The sequence below is a fragment of the Exiguobacterium sp. SH3S1 genome (genome assembly GCF_004337105.1).
Classification (GTDB): Bacteria; Bacillota; Bacilli; order Exiguobacteriales; family Exiguobacteriaceae; genus Exiguobacterium; species Exiguobacterium aurantiacum_A.
On the sequence record NZ_SJUW01000007.1, the window covers coordinates 42,325 to 61,438 of the forward strand.

Consider the following 19,114-nt stretch of genomic DNA (forward strand, 5'->3'; position numbering starts at 1 on the left):
ATGCATCCCTCACTTATGCAAGAAAGTTGGATATTCCTCTAAATCTCCACGCAAATGTCTAGCCAATAGCAAGGCTTGCGCGTAAGGTACGAGTCCCCACATCATTTTTTCTTTTAAATAAGGATGCTGAATCATCTCCTGTTTTCTCTTCTGCCATGCTGAGAGGAAGACTTTGCGCCCTTCTTCAGTCATGAGTACAGCACCATTTTCTTTTTGAACGAAATGTTTCGCTTGAATTACTTTCATATTTATTAGTGAAAGTACGAACCGATCCGCATAAATCCCTCTCAACTCTTCCATCAAGTCAAGAGCCAGCGAAATCCGTCCTGGACGTTCCCGGTGCAAAAATCCGACGTACGCATCGAGACCAACTGCTTCGAGTGCAGCGCCAGTATCGCGTGCCAACAAGCTATAGGCGAATGACAACATCGCATTCACGCGATCAAGTGGTGGTCTTCTCGAACGTCCTTTGAACACGAACTCTTCTTTCTGCTGAAGAATCATGTCATCAAAAAGTTGATTATAATGAACCGCCACTTTCCCTTCAAGACCTCGTAATCTTTCCAGATCTCCGCACTCACGAATTTCTATTAGCTTTTTCGAGAAGTATTGCGATGTTTCCTTGAAGCGTGTAACGTCAACCCGCATCGGATAGTCGCGAGTCGTCCGTTCAAGCATCCATTTTTGATTGTATACTTTTCCGAGAATAAAATTCCGAGCGAGTTTTACCGATTGAAGTTCACAGTCAGATTGTCGATACTGCGTTTTGCGTAACACGACATTACCTTTACTTTCTCCGATGACACGTGCTAAAAATCGACCGTTCTTTGTCATAAACGTTAGAGGCACATCGTTCTCGGCGCAATACCCCATCAATGCAGGACTAGCCCCGGTATATCCGAACGTAACGATTCCTTCAAGGTTATGGAGAGGCACTCGCCCTAAAACTTCGTCGTCTTTCTTTACTACTACATTCCCGCCATCAAGAGCAAGGTATGCATCCGATTGGTTCACGAATAGCGTATTCAACATCTTTTTCAATCCCGAAGTCTCCTCTCCATATACTCACTGACACTCTCTCGAACCATCAATTCTGGCAAGCAGATATTTTGGAGAGAACAACTTTTACAATGCGGTCCCGTTTTTACTTTTGGAGTATGTCGCCGCCTATAGTAGTCGTTCATTTTCTCAACGATCTCCCTAACTTCATGTTTCAAACTTTCCGATAGCAGTACCGGATGACGATGCTTCGTTTCATTGTAGTAAAGATAACCTTCGGTGATTTCACATAAAAACATCTCTTCCAGACAGATGGCTTGTGCAGCCAACTGAAGTTCGTCTTCTTTTCCCACTTTCGGTTTCCCACGCTTATACTCAACGGGAATGGGTCGATACGTACCAGGGTTTCCATACAAAGAGACCCCTGCTGGATCTTGGACAAATTCAACGATATCGCACTGGCCGCTAACGTTTAACACTTCTGACTTAATTGCCATCCCTCGCACAATTAGTTTATCTTTCCGTTTTTCACGCGCGAACGGATCGTTCGCTTTTTTGTGCAAGTGTTGCCCTTCAATGGTTCGAGAATTCTCTTCCCATTGCTGTTCGATGTGGATGAGCGCCCACTGCCTCGGACAAAATTGAAAGTGTTGAATGCCCGACAACAACAAATAGGAATCGTCTTGTTTATAATCCATCCAACACTTCAGGTTCTAAGCCATCAAGTGGAGCAATATGAATTTCATAATCCGAAAAGTCTTTTGGCTCTTCTGTCGTCGGATTTACCGAAATGGAACGGTGCACTTTCGCAGACGAATATTGTCCTAATTTCGAACTATGTTCCCACCAATACACTTTATGAACCTCCATGCTTCCTTCAGGACGAGCGGAAGAAGCATCATTTTCAAACAGTGTAACAAGAACCTGTTTTAATTTTTCTGCATCTTCTTTCGTAAAATTCGTCTTTTCAGCAAGTTGAGTATTAATGCTTCCATTCAACACATATACTCCGTGATCGACGCGGTGTTTCATTCCCATTGTGTCAGAGCCACGTTCTTTTCCACTCTCAGAGTTCACACTTTTTGTAATCTGCATACTCGTAATATCAATCGGTGCAACGCTTGTTGCCGTATGAATAGAGACAGGTCCTCGCACACCGATCGACACCCCAGATTTTTCACCTTTGAACGCGAACACTTGGCCAAATGAACGCACGTCCATCCAAGTCGCACATGCTTCTTGAGCGAACTGGTCACCCATGCCTTTTCCTTTCATCAATTTCTTCAGCTCTTCATTTCCCTCGGCACGGTCGCGTAGACTCTCGTAACTATCCGAACGACGGTCATTCGATTGTACAAAAATCGTCTCTCCCATATCTTGTAGACGGTTGCGAATTTTACGTTTGATGGCAACATCTGAAATCTCGCCGTAGCCATCATAATTTTGACGTGGACGATTTCCATTGAGCGGGTCTCCGTTCGGATTCGCTTTCGAAACAGATAACACAACAGTAAAATCGATTTTATGGTCTAGTACGTTCATGCTTCAACACTCTCCTCTTTGGATGTTTGCGTTTCTTCACGCTTCTGATACAAATCATGTCGCTGACTGTAGAAACCTAATAAGTATTTGCCAGACAAAGGCTTATTCGTAAAATCACTCGGATCGATTTGTGCCCCAACCTCGTCAATTAAACGATTGATGTACGTTAATTTTGTTCCGAGCTTAGCCTGATACGGCTGAAGTGCACTTTGAATCGTCATCCACGTCCGAGCCGGATTTTGAGAAAATGCATTCATATAACGGATTGCATTTGTGGCACGTTTTTCATTCCCTAGCGCCCGACGTTCCAAATAATCAGCAAGTGCCAATAGCCGTCCAAACAAATAATCTCGATCTGTCATGTCTTGATTCAATGCCATGTTCATCCCTTCTTTCTTGTTAATCATTCCGCAGGCAATTTGTAGCGTTTTCTCCCATTCCCAGTTTTCCATACCAATCGGATTCGATGCTCGCTGAGTCAAACTACGTCGAATATCGTCCGGTACGCCACGTCCATCTACTACACAAGGAATCAACCGCTCGACAGTTGCTTTGATTAATTTTTCATTAGCACGCGGTCCATAGGCCATTGTTGCAATATCGTTCAAAGCAGGTGCACCAATGAATACTCGTCGTTTCTTCTCGCTATCAAAGTAGGTGTACTCCCATGGATGTTCCGTATGCCATGCTTCAAGTCGACTAAAGTAGTGCTCTTGGTCAAATGAACGGTAATAAAGGATCGCCAAACGACCTGTCGTTGCCGCATCTAGTATTAAAATATTCACGGTTTGTCGAGGTAACTTTCTTTTATAACCGATTAGTGCGTCAGAAAATGCTCGTGCACCGCCCTGGTTCGTATCGAATACTTCTTTCTCCTCCACATCGTCAAACAATGCAGCAAGTGAGAAAGTCGAATCAACTGCACTTGGCATCTCCGTCGCTTGACTCCCCCAAACCAGAAAGACACGTTGATCAATCATTCTTCCTTGTCTTTGAATGAGCCATTTCAAAGCGTTATGCGCTTTTTGTGATACCTCGTAACTAATCGAGGCAGCTTCAGAAGATTTATCGAATCGACCTCGAAAAGTGAATCCGCTACTATCATTTGCAGAAATGAGTTTAGCTTTGTCTCCAGCATTCCGAATCTTATTCGCGTGTTTCGTCGACCCAACTTTTTGTTGTCCAGTAACGAAACATAAGGTGGATTCACCTGCCTGCTCGGCATAATAATCAATAAAGGATTGGTAAAACTCAGGATCTCGCCATGGCTCTTGGTTCAATTGTTCAGACGAATGGACATGAAAACGGATAAATGCCCCTTCAAGCCCCCCTGTCACAACAGAGTAAATCAAAGGTTTCTCCTCTTTCTCTTTCCACGTCCATTTCAACGTCCCATCAGTCTCTGCAAAAAGCACCTTCTCGTCCACTAAATCTTCAATGAGTCGTCCCTTTTGCAAATACGAATAGATGCTCTTCAACCGATCAAATCCATAAGAGGATTCAGACCATTTTTTCAAGTTATCAATATAAACCAGATGCGCATTATCTTTTTTATACACCCCGCCAAATGCTTCATAGTCTCCAGCCACATAAGGCAATTTGTCATGTAACGGATACGGTGCGACGACACTCCCTGCTCGACTAGATGAATCTTCGGTACTTGGAATCAATGTGTTTCCGTTACCCTTCTCGATCACTTCAGCCGAGTGGAATTCGCCACTTGGCGTTATGTTGACAGTTATGTGCGCTGTTTGCGTCGTATGAGAAATCGGGAGTAACGTGAACGTCTTGCCTTCCCAACGACTTTCTGGCTTACCTACTTCATCAAGATGTTGATTATACGTCTCGTATAGTTGTTGCCACACGCTCATACATTCACCCTCCTATAGTTGTTCATACAACAACTCTGCTGACTCAATATCCTCTTCTATAAATGTTTTCGCCTGCATTTTTTTAATTGGTTGGACGAGTGAACAGTCTTCTGGTCTTGTGAATGTGATCACCCCGTCTTTCATCACTGGTTGCCACAAGCGAACGGCAAGTTCATCGACACCCGTCTCATCTGGATAATTGAAGCCATGCACCATTGTCCCAAAGTGAAGATCAACTCCGTCATAGAAGCCTTCTCCTTCATCAAACTCGATGGGCTCCACGTAGGCTTGACACTCTCTCGCCCCGAGGAAGATGTCTCTACGACCCCCGGCTTCAAGCGAGCGTTTTAAAATGGCATAGTGTTTTCCTTCATTTCGATCAAACGCCAAGTCCGGGCGATGTGAATTAAACTCAAAATGAGCTCGAACGTGATAGCACACATCGCGCAAGTACGTGTAGTGTGCTAAAGAGTTCCCACCGCCGTACTCAATTGGACGCATCCCTTTCGATTCCATCTTGATCGGATTCATGATTCGAATCGCATCGACGACCATGACAATTGTCGGTTTCCAATAAATCGATTCGACAATTCCTTTGATAGCTTGATACGTCGGAATTTGATACGACATTTTCTCTCCGCCCAGTTTAGTCAGTGGATCCGTAAACAAGGCATAATTTCCGTAAACTTTAAACTCAATCGAATTTCGCATAATACTCTCCTTTCATCACATAAATAGACCTTGCATCTCAGAATCTTGCGAAAGATTTAAACCGTACTGTTCATCGTATGCCGATGGTTGGAGCACGAGCAATCTTCCTTCAAGTAGAGAAACAAGTCCTCCACTCCGTTCAAGTATTTGTCTTTCATGGTTATAAATGCTGATTGTGTATTGTTGAGACTCTTTTAACCACTTCCGCGCATCATCCCAGTTGACGTCACCATTCAACAGTGCAATCAACTCTTTTCCTTTGTCTCCATAAGGTACGAGTACGTCATCTGTCAGTTGCTCAATCACGTGAAAGTTGTCAGCCACGGTTCGATGACGAGCGACCAATAGTAGTGGCGTGTCACTCACTTGATGTTGATTCGCATTTCCTTTGAATAGCATAGGCGCAAGCGTTTCAGCCGAACCTTTTACTGGGTAATCTAAATCAACTTCACGGAGCTGATAAAATTCTTGAAAATATCGCTTCATCGCAAGCGGGGATAGTAACTCTCCACCATAAGCGTTTGGATCTCGCTCTAGATCGACAACAAGCCGCTTTACAATTTCCTGTCCTTTTGCGATATCCGTTAATTTAGAGACATTTTCCTCAATGTGATTGATCAAGTAGACCGTTTGCCTTTCTACTTCACCATGTCGATTACAACGTCCGGCCGCCTGCGCGATTGAATCAAGTCCTGCGAACGAACGAATGACACACTGAAAACTAACGTCAACTCCTGCTTCAATCAGCTGGGTGCTAATACAAATCACTCGCTTGCCCTGATCGAGTCGGCCATTGATTTCTTTCAAAATGCACTTTCGGTGAGCGGCACACATCGATGTGCTCAAGTGATACACTTCGTCTTCAGAAAACGATTGTTTCAATGATTCATAAAGCTTACGGACAACCGTTTTTGTATTTAAAATGATGAGAACGCTTTGATTGATGGCGGCCTTGTCTTGCACGAATGAACCGAGTCGCTCCGTATCAAAGTCGTCTGAAACAACTTCAATCTCTGTTCGTTTGAACGCTTCAATCACGGCCGGCAACTCGTGAATCATTTCTCCGTCACTCGTTAACCGATGTTTCACAAAATCCAGTGCCGGTTGCGTTGCCGTACATAAAATCACACTCGAACTTAGTCCGTTTTTTAAGAAGTTCAGTGATTCATTAAATAACGATACGCATTTGGTCGGAACTTTTTGAACTTCATCAAAAATCACAATTGCTTCACTTAAGTGATGAAGACGACGCGTGTTACGATTTCCTTTGGCGTAAAACGTGTTCAAGTATTGGACCATTGTCGTAAAGATAATCGGGGCGTCCCAGTTGTCTTTTGCTAAATTCAATTTCGCCTGTAGATTCATCTCATCTTCCGAAGCGTCATCTAACTGAACGACGTTCGAGTGGTGCTCGACGATTTCTTCAGTTTTTAAAATCGATCGCGCGACCTGAGCGTTCTGTTCGATAATTGTCGTGAACGGGACGACGTAAATAACTCGTCGTTTATGATAGTGAACAGCATGGTGAAGGGCATATCGAAGACTCGCTAGCGTTTTCCCTCCCCCTGTCGGAATCGAGAGCGTATAAATCCCACTTGGTTGCTTAGCATGTTGCATTGCTTGCTCTGACATTTTCTGTCGTAACGCGTTAATCGGAGAAACTTTTGACGAGGTACTCAATCCTGTTATATGTTGCTCTAAGCGCTCTTTGTAGAGAAACAGATTATCTATGAGGCCCGAATCGATTTTATTTTCCTCGAACTGTCTTGTATTCGTTCGATCGGCGTCAATCAAAATACTAAAGACTAATTTTGTAAGAAATGAGGAATTTGGTACTGTAGCACCGATCCGTTTCAAATAGTTCCATAATTGTTGATTGGCAACTTCAACGTAGTCATTGAAGTCAGTTTCTGAGATAACTTCGTCAAAGAATCGATGTTTACAAACCTCATACTCTTCGAGTGTTTTCACTTCTACTCGTTGAAGAAAAGGCGAGTCCTCACCCTGGACGTAATCATGAAGATTTCCGTGATGAGAGATGATCGCATTGCTTACAATCTCACCTAATAGTTGATTTGGTGATTTCCCTTTTAACTTGTCGAATAATAAGCGACCACCGGCCGTAGCATGGTCTACTTCTCCACGCCTCACCTTCTCACCCGACACAGCTCGGCGTATGTAATCTTGAAATGTGTCGCTGTATTTCCCCATATCATGAAGTAACGCCGCAAGACCACACACTTTCGAGAGTCCAAGCGGATCTCCCCATTGCTCAGCTAAACATTTTGCATCGAGCAAATGCTGACGAACTGACTGAATCTCTCCATCTTCTATACGAACATGAGCAATAAACTCCATAACCTCATCCTTTCTTCAGCACTAAAAACATTCCATAAAGCTGGTATACGCACCTTCATTTTATTACATTATTTTACTTTAGGTGGTTACTTTTTCTTTTAAGGTACAAACAAAAAAAGCGACTTTCGCCGCTTTAAATCATTTCACTCGCTTCACCGTCACATACTCTTTCAACAAAAAGTTGATGCGATCGACTTCATACGGCTCAACTTCTTTTCCTAACTCAATCATTTCTTCATGTTGCGGATGGTTCGGATCATTTAAAATCTCTTGCAGGTGTATGTTTCCAGCCATGCCACCGATGTCCTCGAACGGCGTCTCGCCCTCCCACTCCGTCACCAACGGATGCGGGTGCGGATAATCGGCGATGACTTTCTCCAGAGTCAGTTCATGTTGCCAATCGTCCCCATAGTCGTACGTGTAGTAGAGTGTTTGATGGGACTCGATGATACTCGGGAGCTTCACGTTTTTCATGTCCCGGACCGTTACTTGCTTGAACCGTTCCAATAGGTTCGTTTCAAATTCGCTCAGCTTTGACTGAGCCTTTAAATACGCGAGACGATCTTTGTGTTCATACACTTCTTCAGGATTTAACACGAAGCGGAACGTCGGGTTACGTAAATCGTCCTCGAATTTTGCCAAATGTGAATCTTCCCACCACATGACGAGTTGAATCGCGTCATGAAGCCGTTTGAAATTCGTCTCGGCCGGGATGATGAACCGGCGCCATACAGGGGTCGGACTCCCCAGCAATTTAATCTGGAATTGATATGCTGTAAACATGTGGTACCGCCTCTCTAAATCGATTGTTCTCGAACATCTGCCCGTCTAGGTTGCTCCGGGTCAAGCAACCGAATTTGTTGCTCATAATACCACTGCACCACATACTGACCTGCGACTGCAACTATAAAAAATAAGCCGAGGAGTGGGCGACCTAATAGAACCATGACAAATAAAATCAAGCTGGGTAACACCATGAACAAAAATGTCCACATATACTGACGACTAATCAATCGCTTGACGTTCGCCTCAGGCGCCATACTCCGCGCAAACTGACTCTCCTTATAATGGAGCCATCCCGTCACAACGATAGACAAGATAACCCCAATTCCGAGCCCGATATAAAACTGTCCGATTTGATATGCGAGTATAAACGTCAAAACGAGTAATAGAGCGAGACTAATTTGAGAACGATTTCGTTTCTGTTGATGCCGTTTTAGCGCTATGGCACGTGCTTGTTTATCCATTCCCCTCACCTCAATTCTAATCTACGACACAAATTTGGATTATGTTCCCTTTTTAGCTAAAATTAATGATTGCGACTCTGAATAATATGGTATTATCTGTATAGTTTATTCAATCGAATCGGAGGATGTCTTGATGAAAAAAGTGCTCGCGTTTGGCTTAGCTATGATCTTGATTTTAACTTCATGCTTCACCTTCGAAACAGCGGTCGAGGCCGCGCCAAAGAAAGAGAATCGTGCTATTATGGGAGCATCGACTTTAACTCCTCAACAGATGGCAGACTACGTGAAAGCGAAAAATCCTAGAACCGTCCGCCTTCATGGCGTGACAGTCGAAGAGCTCGCCAAACTGTTCGTCATCATCGGCGCAAAAGAAGGCGTCCGCGGGGACGTCGCCTTTGCCCAAGCATTGAAAGAGACAGGTTACTTCCGCTACGGCGGGGACGTCCTCCCGAAGCAGCACAATTACTCAGGGATCGGCACAGTCGGTAACGGGGTCAAAGGGCATTTCTTCCGCTCACCGCACCAAGGCGTAACAGCACAGATTCAACATTTGAAAGCATATGCTTCTAAAGAAGCGTTAAACTCGACCCGCGTCGACCCGCGCTTCCATTATGTGAAACGAGGCTCTGCGACGACTTGGCCGGCCTTGCATCGTAAATGGGCGATGCAACCGTCGGGCAATTATGGGACGGACATCCTCTCGATCTATCGGGAGATGGGACGGACCCAAATCCGGGTCGCCAAAAAATGAACGAATGATCATGACTTATAGGGGTGAACGATAGTGACTTGCAATCAAGTACGGTTATTCAGCGGACTCACGCTTCTCGTAACGGGCGTCGTCTTGCTACTTAAACGCTAACAAGCATTCAGAGCATCTGCTCGGATGCTTTTTTTGTTCATCGAGTAAAATGAAGAGACGAGATCGCATGCCGGCTCGACCGTCGATAAGGAGGAACATCACATGTCAACTTGGGATCAACGTTTTGATACGGATGAGTATGTCTATGGAGAAGAACCAAATGAGTTCGTGAAGCAACAAGCGCACTTGTTCAAAAAAGGAATGACCGTTCTCGCAATCGCCGAGGGAGAAGGCAGAAATGCCGTTTGGCTCGCGGAGCAAGGACTCCACGTCGAAATGTGGGACTATTCGCAAGTCGGGTTAGACAAAGCCACACGTTTGGCCGAACGTCGCGGCGTGACGCTGCAAACCCGTCTCGTCGATTTGGCTGAAGCGAACTGGCCTGAACAGGCTTACGATGTCGTTTTATGTATATACGGTCATTTCCCGAAAGAAGTGAAAGCGGCTGTCTTTACCGGGATTGAACGCGCATTGAAGCCAGGAGGCTACTTCGTGACAGAAGTGTATAGTGAAGAGCAACTCGCTTATGGGACGGGCGGACCAAAAGAAAAGGCGCTCTTATACACAACGCATGATTTCTCCAGTTTCACCGACTCACTCAACACGTGCCACTTGTTTGAAGGTGTTGTGGAACGACACGAGGGAAAACTTCATCAAGGTACATCCGCGATCATTCAATACATCGGTCAAAAACGCACAAACGCCGAATCTAGCGAAAGCTGATTCGGTGTTTGTGTCTATCGACAACTGTTTACATACGAAGCGTAAAGCGCGCCCGAAAACAAATACGCCCTGCTTCCGGTGAACACACCGTAAGCGTCCCCTCATGAAGCAACATGATTTGACGTGCGATCGATAACCCGAGCCCGTCGCCTGGTGTCTCACCTCGTGATGCATCGACACGGTACGTCCGGTCGAACAATTGATCCATCGCATCGATTGTCTGTTGTGCCGTCCCGTTACAGAGTTGCCATTCAACCACTGTTTCCTGTTGCACGAGTGTCAGTTCAATCGGGTTTTCATCCGTCGCATATTTTAACGCATTCGACATCAAATTCTGAAAGACACGGATAAGTTGCTCTTGGTCAGCTTCCACATAAACATCCGGTTGAACGTTCACAGTTAAACGGTGTCCCTTTTCAGCAAACAACGGTTGTAGTTCGTGAACCAATTGGCTTGTCAACAAGCTGATATTCAAGCGATGTTTCGATAACGTCACTTGTGAGGAATACAATCGATTCACATCCATCAGTTGATCGAGAAGGTGTTCGAGCTGTGCCGTTTTTTCATGTAATACGTTGAAGTGACTTTGCTCTTGATCTGTCCATTCCCGTTCAGTGTGTAGCAGCTGGACATAACCGCGAACGCTTGTCAGCGGGGTGCGCAAATCATGGGACAAGTTGGAGAACAGTTGGTTCCGTTCTTCCTCATGCGCCCGCTCTTTCTCGAACAATTGATGCAACTGCCTCGACATTTGGTTGACGCTCTCTGCAAGCGTAGCGAGTTCATCTCGTCCCGTCACTTCAACGGTTCGTCCAAGATCTCCGTTTGCGATTTGTTCAATCTCATTTGATAAATCCGTGATTTTTTGCAGCGTCTTTCGCATCATTAATGAAAAGCCAATCACAAAAATGATAATTGTAATAAATGTCACGCTTAAGAAAGCAAGATTATAAATCAACGGATCAGGCGTGGTCTCGTTCTGAATATAATACAAGCTAATCGAGTAGCCCATGATTAAAAATACGATTGTGGCGATAAGTGCGTTGATTAATATAATTCCGATTAATTTAACGAGTAACCGGTCCCATTGTCGTTTTTTCATAGGCGGTATCCCACGCCCCATACCGTTTTAATGTACGAAGGTTTCCGCGGCGTCTCTTCAATCTTCTCACGAATTTTCGTGATATGGACCATGACCGTATTGTCGACCTCGAACGCATCTTCGCCCCAAACCGCCTCATAAATCTGTTCGACCGTCAGCACTTGATTCGGATGACGCATGAAGTAGGCGAGGATATCAAATTCTTTCGGTGTCAGCCGAATCGAAGTGTCCCCTTTCGTGCATTGTCTTGTTTGAATATCGAGTGTGACGTCATCAAAGATGAGTACACCGGACTGGGCCGACTGGTCAGCACCGTAGTCCCGGTAGCGTCGAAGTAGCGACTTCACGCGAAGTGTCACCTCGAGCGGATTGAACGGCTTCTTCATATAATCGTCTGCGCCAATCGAGATGCCTTGCATCAAATCCAAATCACTTGTCTTTGCTGTCAGCATGAGGATTGGCATGAACTGCGTCTTGCGAATTTCAATACAGGCCTCGATGCCGTCCATGACGGGCATCATCCAATCAAGGATGAGTAAATCGATGGCTTCGTGTGCGACGACGTCGAGCACTTCTTGACCCGTCTTTGCAAATCGCAAGGCGTATCCTTCGTTTTTTAAATAAATGGCGAGCAACTCGCGGATTGCCTCATCGTCATCGGCAATCAGAATTGTCGGTTGTGGACGCATTCTCTTCCCCCTCACATCGTGCAATACGTGTTGACAGACGAACTTGGAATTCATCTTTTTAAACTAGCGTAGCATCTTTTACATTTCGCATACACTTTCGCCTGTGAAACGGCAAAAACATGCAGACTCATGTTTTAGTTATTACCTATATGAAGTGTATCGAGCGCATCACAACGCATTCTGTCGAACTTCTTAACATTTCTTAAGACTCCGCTAAACACTTCTTACGCTTATCGCTCCATACTAGACGTTAGAAGGAGTGACTCGATTGGAAACAATACTTACACAATACGTGGTGCTCGCAATCGGCATCATGTTTACCCCGTTGTCCGATGACGTCTTGATGGTCACCCATTTGACGATTACAGCCGTGATGACAGTTCCCGAATGGATCGTGTTCATATCCACTTGGATGGTCTTCACGTTTGCCTTTAGTTGGTTTTATTTGATTGGCCGCGGATTGAATCGATTCATCCCAACTTCAAAGCGTGATTCACGTTATTTAAAACGAGCCGAGGCGCTGTATGCACGATACGGAGCACGCGTCATTCTTGTCTCCTATTTTATTCCCGGTTTGCGCCACCCGATTCACTATGTCGCCGGATTCACCTCGTTGTCGTTTCGAACGTATACGTTTTATAACGTCTTATCTGCGCTTGGCTATACCGGTGCGTGGTTCACCGTGATTCAGTTAGCTGAACGCGTCCCAATTTTTCATCAAGCGAAAGATTGGGTCATGTCCCTTTAACGGCCGCCACTCACTTCATACATTCAGATTCCAAACGTATCCAAACGGGTATGTATACGGAGAAGAATTGAATGCCAACGGTTTATATGTTGAATGTGCAAAATTGCATCTTCCCCTCCTCGTCAAGGCAGGGAATCTGTCCACCGACGGCAAAGTACTTAAGAGCTGAATGTATGCAAAATAGATGTTGGAAGGAAGGCGACACGGTATATGAACAACGTGAACAAGTCTGTAATTGTGATCGGGGGAGGACTTGGCGGCTTGTCAGCGGCCATTTCTCTCGCCCAACAAGGGTATGAGGTTTCCTTATATGAAAAGAATGGCCATATCGGTGGGAAAGTGAATCGGCTCGAGCAAAACGGGTTCGGCTTCGACCTCGGTCCGTCGATTTTAACGATGCCGTACATCTTCGAAAAATTGTTCACGGCCAGCGGCAAGCGGATGGCGGACTACGTGCCGATCAAACGCCTCGACCTCGAGTGGCGCTCGTTCTTCCCGGATGGCACGGTATTAGATTTATATCGCGACCTCGACGTGATGGAGCGCGCCAATCCGACGCTGTCACATAAAGACATGGAAGAGTATCGGGCACTATTGGACTATGCCGAGCGCATCTACCATACGACCGAGAAGAGTTACTTGAAGGAAGGGTTTGAATCGCCGCTAGAAGCTGTTGCGAAAACCGGCCTGTTTTCGACGTTGTTCGGATTTGACTTAACGTCGACGATGTACGACGGGATCTCGAAACGGATCAGCAACCCGCATTTACGGACGATGCTCTCCTACTACGTCAAATACGTCGGTTCGTCTCCTTACAGCGCCCCGGCCGTGCTCAACATGATGATTTATATGCAGTACGCGCAAGGCTGCTGGTACGTCGAAGGCGGTACGCACAAATTGGCCGAAGGATTGACGAAACTCGCCGAGGAGACCGGCGTCCAAATCCATACGGGGCAAGGTGTCGTCCGTGCCCATACGATCAACGAGAAGATCACCGCCATCGAGCTCGAGGACGGCCGACTCCGGTCAGCCGATTACTTCGTCTCCAACATGGAAGTCATCCCGTTCTATCAAAAGATGGTCGATGCGGATGAAGACTATGTCGACAAGCTCGTGAAAAAGTATGAACCGGCGAGTTCTGGCTTCGTGATTCATCTTGGCGTCAAAAAAGAGTATCCGGCCTTAGGCCACCACAACTTCTTCTTCTCCGAGAACTTGCACGAACAGATGGATAAGATCTTCGAGAAACACGAGCTACCGGACGACCCGACCATCTATTTGGTGAACGTCAATAAGACCGACCCGACACAAGCGCCGGCAGGACACGAGAACATTAAAATCCTGCCGCACATCCCGTACATCCAAGACGAACCGTTCACACCAGAAGAGTATGCGGCGTTTGAGGAACGTGTCCTCGATAAGCTCGAACGCATGGGCTTGGACGGGTTACGAGACAATACGGTGACGCGCGACGTCTGGACGCCTCATGACATCGAACGCACGTATGGATCGGACCGGGGCGCGATTTACGGCACCGTCGCAGATAAAAAACGGAACGGCGGCTTCAAGCATAAGAAGCAAAGCGAGCTGTACAATAACCTGTATTTCGTCGGCGGCACCGTGAACCCTGGCGGTGGCATGCCGATGGTGACACTGAGCGGTCAGCAAGTGAGCGACAAGATCGCGAAGCGTGACGGCGTTAAAAACTGATCATAAAAAGGATTCGAGCCCACGCCCGAATCCTTTTTTAGTGCCCACGATACTTCCCGAGCGCCCGCATATTCAATAAATAAAGCACACCTGCGTAAACGATCAAACCGAGCACATAACCCCAGATTCCGGCGAAACCGCTCCCGTACACCATCACTTCCTTGATTGCCGTCGCCCCATAGAAGATCGGCATGGCGTAGCTCAAATTGCCGAGCCCGTACGGAATCAAGTCGAGCGGGATCAATCCTGAGAAGAACACTTGCGGGATGATCGTGAACGGGATCATTTGGACGACTTGGAGCTCCGAACGGGCGAACACCGAAATCGTCGCCCCGAACAAAACGGCCGTCCCGGCCATTAAAATCATCACAAGAAATACCCAACCGATGTTCCCGAGCGACGTCAGCCCGAGTACGTAAATCGTATAGAGCACGATGAAGACAGACTGCACGACCGCGAAGACGCCATAGCCGAGCGTATACCCTAAAATGACTTGTCCGCGTTTGATCGGGGTCATGAGCAAGCGCTCGAGCGTGCCCCCGCTCCGCTCTTTGACGAGCGCCATCGCCGACAGGATGAAGACGAAGAAGAACGAGAACAGCGACAAGAACACGTAGCCGAACGAATCAAACGTCGACTGTCCTTCTTCTCCGTATACGTAATTCATCTCGATATCGGCCGCCGGATTGAGCGCCGACAACGCCGCTTGGATCTCACGCACCGCTTTCGACGATTTCGTCGACGGTTCGCGCAACGTGATCATGGTACCCGCCTGTCCCGCTTCGAAGACGGCATCGACGTCTTTATTGTCTTCCAAATAAGCAACCGGCTCCTCGACCGTATCGAGTCGCACGTCGAGCGTCTCGGCTTCGAACGCGTCGACAAGCTGCTGCTGGGCAGCCTCGTCCAGCACGACGACCGGCACGTAATCCGAGTCGCCGAGCAAGAAGTAGACGAGCGTGAGGATGAGGAGCGGGGCGATCAAAATCAAGGCGACGCTCCGCTTGTCGTTCAACGTCTGAAAGATGACCCGTTTCGCCAAGTTACGCATCGCGCTTCGCCTCCTCTCGTCCGGCAATGAGGAACAGTTCCTCGACGCGTCCGTTCTCGGTCTGCTCGAGTAAGTGCGTCACCGTGTCATAGGCGATCAAGCGCCCGTTATAGATGAGCGCGGCCCGGTCACATTCGAGCACCTCGTCCATGACATGGGTCGAGACGATGATCGTCGTCCCACCGGCTCGAATCGTTTGAAACTGATCCCAAATCTGGCGGCGCAAAATCGGGTCGATCCCGACCGTCGGCTCGTCTAAAAACAAAACGTCCGGTTGATGGAGGATGGCGATGGCGAGCGACAACCGTTTCTTCATCCCGCCCGAATAGTTACGGACGAGCTTTCTCCGGTCGGCCGACAAGTCGACGAGGGCGAGCACGTCGTCGATGCGCTGTTTGAGCGCCGCCTTGCCGAGTTTATAAATCGAGCCGAAAAACTCGAGATTCGCCTCACCCGACAAATCGTCGTACAGTCCATCGTTTTGCGGCATGAACCCCATCTTATGAAGCATGTTCATGTTCGGCATCACCGTCTCGCCGACTCGAATCGATCCTTTGTCTGCCGCCAATGCGCCGATCATCAAACGGATGAGCGTCGTCTTCCCCGACCCAGACGGTCCTAAGAGACAACAAATGTCTCCCGAGTTGATCGTGAAGCCGACATGATCGATGGCCAGTTGGTCACCGAACGATTTACTGACGTCGTTCAGTTGAATATTCATATTGGACTCCCTCCCGATGTCTGCCTCGTGTACACTGAACTAAAAGACACCGTGTTGGTTTATACGTTCAGTATAGTCCGCGCTCGAACGGCCAACAATCATCAACCTCGGTCACAGTGTCGGTTTTCCGACAGACGGCGACAATGTGTTGGATAAAGGAGAAAAAAATATGGAACAGACAGACTTACGGGTCGTCCGGACGAAGCAGTTGATTAAACAAGCGTTGCTCGAATTGATCGAAGAACAAGGATTTGAAGCGGTCACGGTGAAGGCACTCACCGAACGCGCCGGCATCAACCGGGGTACGTTTTATAGCCACTATGTGGATAAGTACGACCTCATGGAGAAATCGATTGAAACAATCTTTCATGAGGCCGAAACAAAACTCATCAAAAATTTGCCGAACGTCTTTGGCAATCAACAAGGCTCCGCTCCCCATCAGTTACTCGTCCCGTTCATCCGTTTCATCGAGCAAAATAAGATTTTGATGAAACCGCTCCTCGGTCCGAACGGCGACCCGCAGTTCCAGGCGAGACTCCGCGCCTACATGTACACGGCGCTGTTCCACCGTTCCCCGACCGTTTTGTTTGACGAGACGCAGTCGCTCGTCCCGCCCGATTATCTAGTCTCCTATATCTCGTCGGCACATATGGGCGTCATTTATGAGTGGCTCTATAATGACCGAACTGAAACGGTAGAGGACATCGCGCGCATCATCTATACGATCACGTTTGAAGGACCGCTCGTCGCGGGCGGGTTGAAGCCGGACAGACAAAAAGACAGGTAGCAGCTACCTGTCTTTTTGATCGGGAAGCGTCACACGCACCGTCGTCCCTGACTTCAATTCGCTCGTGACGTCTACATGACCACCGTGCAACGTGACGATTTTTTGAACGATCGCCATACCGAGTCCTGACCCGCCTTGATGTCTCGAAGGGTCGGCCTGATAGAATCGCTCGTACATACGGCTCACTTGTTCCGGGGTCATGCCCTCCCCGTCATCCGTGATCTCGCAAACAATCGATTCCGCCGTTTGCATGAGCTTGATGCGGATCGTGCCGCCATCATAAGAATGGGTCATCGTGTTTTGAATCAGGTTGATCCACACTTGTTGCAGCAGACCGGCATCGCCGACCATCTCGACTTCATCAAGCTCAGCGATCAGATTCAACCGTTTGCGACTCGATTCTCGTTCAAACGATAAGATACTTTCCCGCATCTGTTCACTGAGCGAGAAGCGGCTGACGTCTAATCCGACGACCGAGTGATCCAACTTGGCAAGGCGCAGCAAGTCACGTGACAACCGTGACAGCCGCTTGCCTTCCTGTTCGATCATCGTCGCATAGTTGACTCGTTTTTCCGTCGGCACATCATCCCGTTTCAATAGCGTCGCGTAGCCGAGGATCGAGGCGACCGGCGTCTTGAATTCATGCGCCATGATCGCCGTCAATTCTTCGTTTTTAGACTCGTTCGTCGCCAACGTCTCGGTCATCTGATTGAACTGACTCGCCAATTTGCCGATCTCATCGTCCCCGCCGTCATGAACCCGTACCGTCAAATCACCAGAAGCGACTTTACTTGCTGCCTCTGTCACCCGGTCGATCCGTCTCGTCATGAGCCGGACCGCGAACAAGACAAGCACGCTCGAGACGAGTGCCGTGAGCAGCAACGTCTGGAACGATAAATCACGGAAAATCGAGACCGGATTCTCGTCCGCGTTCGGGGTCAACGTCACGACAGTCCGATCGATTAAAAGCGTGACGGCAGGCAATCGCTCGTCGCTTACGGTCAGCACGTCGCCTCGTTCAAGACGCGCGCGCTCCGCGACTGACCAATTTGTGGCCGCGTAGCGGTCGGTCTCGACAACAAGCGTCCGCTCGGAAAACAAGTTGATGACCTCATCGGCTCCTAGTTTATAACGCTCAGAAGCCGTCAGCATGCTCTCGGCCCGTTCAACGAGCATCGTCTCGACTTGCGACGTCAACGCGTTCATTTGGAACGTCAAGAAGAGCGTCAGCGTCAGTAAAATCGGAATGAGCAACAGCCCGAAGAAGATGGTCAGGAAACGTCCGTAAATTGAGCTGAAGAATCGCTTCATGACTTCAACTCCAAACGGTACCCAAGTCCCCAGACAGTACTGATTTGAAACGCGTCGACATGCTTCAATCGACTCCGGAGACGGTTAACATGGACGTCGATCGTACGGACGTCACTTTCCGTTTCATAGCCCCATATGCGATCGAGCAACTGTTGTCGCGTGAACACTTGATTAAGATGCGTCGCCAAATGATACAGCAACTCAAACTCTTTCTTCGGCACCTCGATTGTCTCGACCGGGGTGATAACCGTCAGTGACGTTTCGTCTAACACGCAATCGTTCAGTTGAATCTGGTGGTCTCGATATATATTGGCTCGTCGTAGCATCGCCTCGATACGGAGCTCGAGTTCTTCTAGATCGACCGGCTTGACGAGATAGTCGTCGGCCCCGGCCCGGAAGCCTTTCTTCTTATCAGGCAACGTCTCGAGCGCGGTCAACATGAGAATCGGGAGCGTGTAACCTGCGCCCCGCAGTTGCTCGGTCAACGCTCGACCATCGAGACGCGGCATCATAATGTCGGTCACGATGACGTCGATCGGTTGCTGATCGAGCAGATGTAGCGCCTCCTCTCCGTCAACGGCCCACAGCACGCGGTAGCCCGCTGTCGTCAAATATTCAAACAGAAGACCTCCGAGTGCCGGATCATCTTCGACAAGCAATAGCGTGACCATACGAGATTCCT

General features: G+C 47.8%; 19 protein-coding genes. 5 read left to right on the top strand and 14 right to left on the bottom strand.

Annotated features, from left to right (window positions below; translation table 11 throughout):
- Positions 1-9: 9 nt before the first annotated feature.
- The 8 genes from cas1c to EVJ26_RS09310 all read right to left on the bottom strand — a co-directional run bounded on the left by cas1c (position 10) and on the right by EVJ26_RS09310 (position 8,728).
- On the bottom strand, positions 10-1,041 hold the full coding sequence (gene cas1c / locus EVJ26_RS09275) for a type I-C CRISPR-associated endonuclease Cas1c (RefSeq protein WP_131468154.1): 1,032 nt from the start codon (positions 1,039-1,041) through the stop codon (positions 10-12).
- Complete coding sequence (gene cas4 / locus EVJ26_RS09280; RefSeq protein WP_131470293.1) at positions 1,038-1,697, bottom strand: CRISPR-associated protein Cas4; 660 nt, start codon at positions 1,695-1,697, stop codon at positions 1,038-1,040. Before cas4 ends, cas1c begins: the two co-directional genes overlap by 4 nt.
- Entirely contained in the window at positions 1,687-2,541 is an 855-nt protein-coding gene (cas7c, locus tag EVJ26_RS09285; protein WP_071398950.1) for a type I-C CRISPR-associated protein Cas7/Csd2, read from the bottom strand. The genes cas4 and cas7c overlap by 11 nt, the downstream gene beginning before the upstream one ends.
- Positions 2,538-4,412: a type I-C CRISPR-associated protein Cas8c/Csd1 gene (gene cas8c, locus EVJ26_RS09290; RefSeq protein ID WP_131468156.1), complete on the bottom strand. Its 1,875-nt coding sequence runs from the start codon at positions 4,410-4,412 to the stop codon at positions 2,538-2,540. Before cas8c ends, cas7c begins: the two co-directional genes overlap by 4 nt.
- Positions 4,413-4,424: 12 nt before the next feature.
- Positions 4,425-5,123, bottom strand: a complete 699-nt coding sequence (gene cas5c, locus EVJ26_RS09295; protein ID WP_070329072.1) for a type I-C CRISPR-associated protein Cas5c — start codon at positions 5,121-5,123, stop codon at positions 4,425-4,427.
- A 15-nt stretch (positions 5,124-5,138) separates the two neighbouring features.
- Entirely contained in the window at positions 5,139-7,481 is a 2,343-nt protein-coding gene (gene cas3, locus EVJ26_RS09300; RefSeq protein WP_131468158.1) for a CRISPR-associated helicase Cas3', read from the bottom strand.
- 138 nt (positions 7,482-7,619) lie between these two features.
- Complete coding sequence (locus tag EVJ26_RS09305; RefSeq protein WP_131458946.1) at positions 7,620-8,264, bottom strand: plasmid pRiA4b ORF-3 family protein; 645 nt, start codon at positions 8,262-8,264, stop codon at positions 7,620-7,622.
- Between the two features lie 14 nt (positions 8,265-8,278).
- A complete protein-coding gene (locus EVJ26_RS09310; RefSeq protein WP_131468160.1) occupies positions 8,279-8,728 on the bottom strand; it encodes a hypothetical protein in 450 nt (149 codons plus the stop codon).
- Positions 8,729-8,861: 133 nt separating this feature from the next.
- Between EVJ26_RS09310 and EVJ26_RS09315 the strand changes: the two genes are divergently transcribed.
- Together EVJ26_RS09315 and EVJ26_RS09320 are read left to right on the top strand one after the other, a co-directional pair.
- Complete coding sequence (locus tag EVJ26_RS09315) at positions 8,862-9,479, top strand: glucosaminidase domain-containing protein (RefSeq protein ID WP_131458949.1); 618 nt, start codon at positions 8,862-8,864, stop codon at positions 9,477-9,479.
- Positions 9,480-9,692: 213 nt separating this feature from the next.
- A complete protein-coding gene (locus EVJ26_RS09320; RefSeq protein WP_131468162.1) occupies positions 9,693-10,313 on the top strand; it encodes an SAM-dependent methyltransferase in 621 nt (206 codons plus the stop codon).
- A gap of 28 nt (positions 10,314-10,341) precedes the next feature.
- Here EVJ26_RS09320 and EVJ26_RS09325 read toward each other — a convergent pair whose 3' ends face one another.
- Both EVJ26_RS09325 and EVJ26_RS09330 read right to left on the bottom strand, forming a co-directional pair.
- On the bottom strand, positions 10,342-11,415 hold the full coding sequence (locus EVJ26_RS09325; protein WP_161566983.1) for a HAMP domain-containing sensor histidine kinase: 1,074 nt from the start codon (positions 11,413-11,415) through the stop codon (positions 10,342-10,344).
- Positions 11,412-12,104, bottom strand: coding sequence for a response regulator transcription factor (locus EVJ26_RS09330; RefSeq protein WP_071398959.1), 693 nt, complete (start codon positions 12,102-12,104; stop codon positions 11,412-11,414). The genes EVJ26_RS09325 and EVJ26_RS09330 overlap by 4 nt, the downstream gene beginning before the upstream one ends.
- Before the next feature lie 268 nt (positions 12,105-12,372).
- Between EVJ26_RS09330 and EVJ26_RS09335 the strand changes: the two genes are divergently transcribed.
- Positions 12,373-12,852, top strand: a complete 480-nt coding sequence (locus EVJ26_RS09335) for a DedA family protein (RefSeq protein ID WP_131470294.1) — start codon at positions 12,373-12,375, stop codon at positions 12,850-12,852.
- A gap of 210 nt (positions 12,853-13,062) precedes the next feature.
- A complete protein-coding gene (locus EVJ26_RS09340) occupies positions 13,063-14,562 on the top strand; it encodes a phytoene desaturase family protein (protein WP_131468168.1) in 1,500 nt (499 codons plus the stop codon).
- Between the two features lie 37 nt (positions 14,563-14,599).
- Here the strand turns inward: EVJ26_RS09340 and EVJ26_RS09345 are convergent, their stop codons facing one another.
- Both EVJ26_RS09345 and EVJ26_RS09350 read right to left on the bottom strand, forming a co-directional pair.
- Positions 14,600-15,613, bottom strand: a complete 1,014-nt coding sequence (locus tag EVJ26_RS09345; RefSeq protein WP_131468170.1) for an ABC transporter permease — start codon at positions 15,611-15,613, stop codon at positions 14,600-14,602.
- Positions 15,606-16,334, bottom strand: a complete 729-nt coding sequence (locus tag EVJ26_RS09350; protein WP_131470295.1) for an ABC transporter ATP-binding protein — start codon at positions 16,332-16,334, stop codon at positions 15,606-15,608. Before EVJ26_RS09350 ends, EVJ26_RS09345 begins: the two co-directional genes overlap by 8 nt.
- A gap of 169 nt (positions 16,335-16,503) precedes the next feature.
- Between EVJ26_RS09350 and EVJ26_RS09355 the strand changes: the two genes are divergently transcribed.
- On the top strand, positions 16,504-17,121 hold the full coding sequence (locus tag EVJ26_RS09355) for a TetR/AcrR family transcriptional regulator (protein WP_035386467.1): 618 nt from the start codon (positions 16,504-16,506) through the stop codon (positions 17,119-17,121).
- Between the two features lie 3 nt (positions 17,122-17,124).
- Here the strand turns inward: EVJ26_RS09355 and EVJ26_RS09360 are convergent, their stop codons facing one another.
- Positions 17,125-18,432 (bottom strand): HAMP domain-containing sensor histidine kinase, encoded by a 1,308-nt coding sequence (locus EVJ26_RS09360; RefSeq protein WP_131470296.1) that lies wholly within the window; start codon positions 18,430-18,432, stop codon positions 17,125-17,127.
- A complete protein-coding gene (locus EVJ26_RS09365; RefSeq protein ID WP_131470297.1) occupies positions 18,429-19,103 on the bottom strand; it encodes a response regulator transcription factor in 675 nt (224 codons plus the stop codon). Before EVJ26_RS09365 ends, EVJ26_RS09360 begins: the two co-directional genes overlap by 4 nt.
- Between the last annotated feature and the right edge of the window lie 11 nt (positions 19,104-19,114).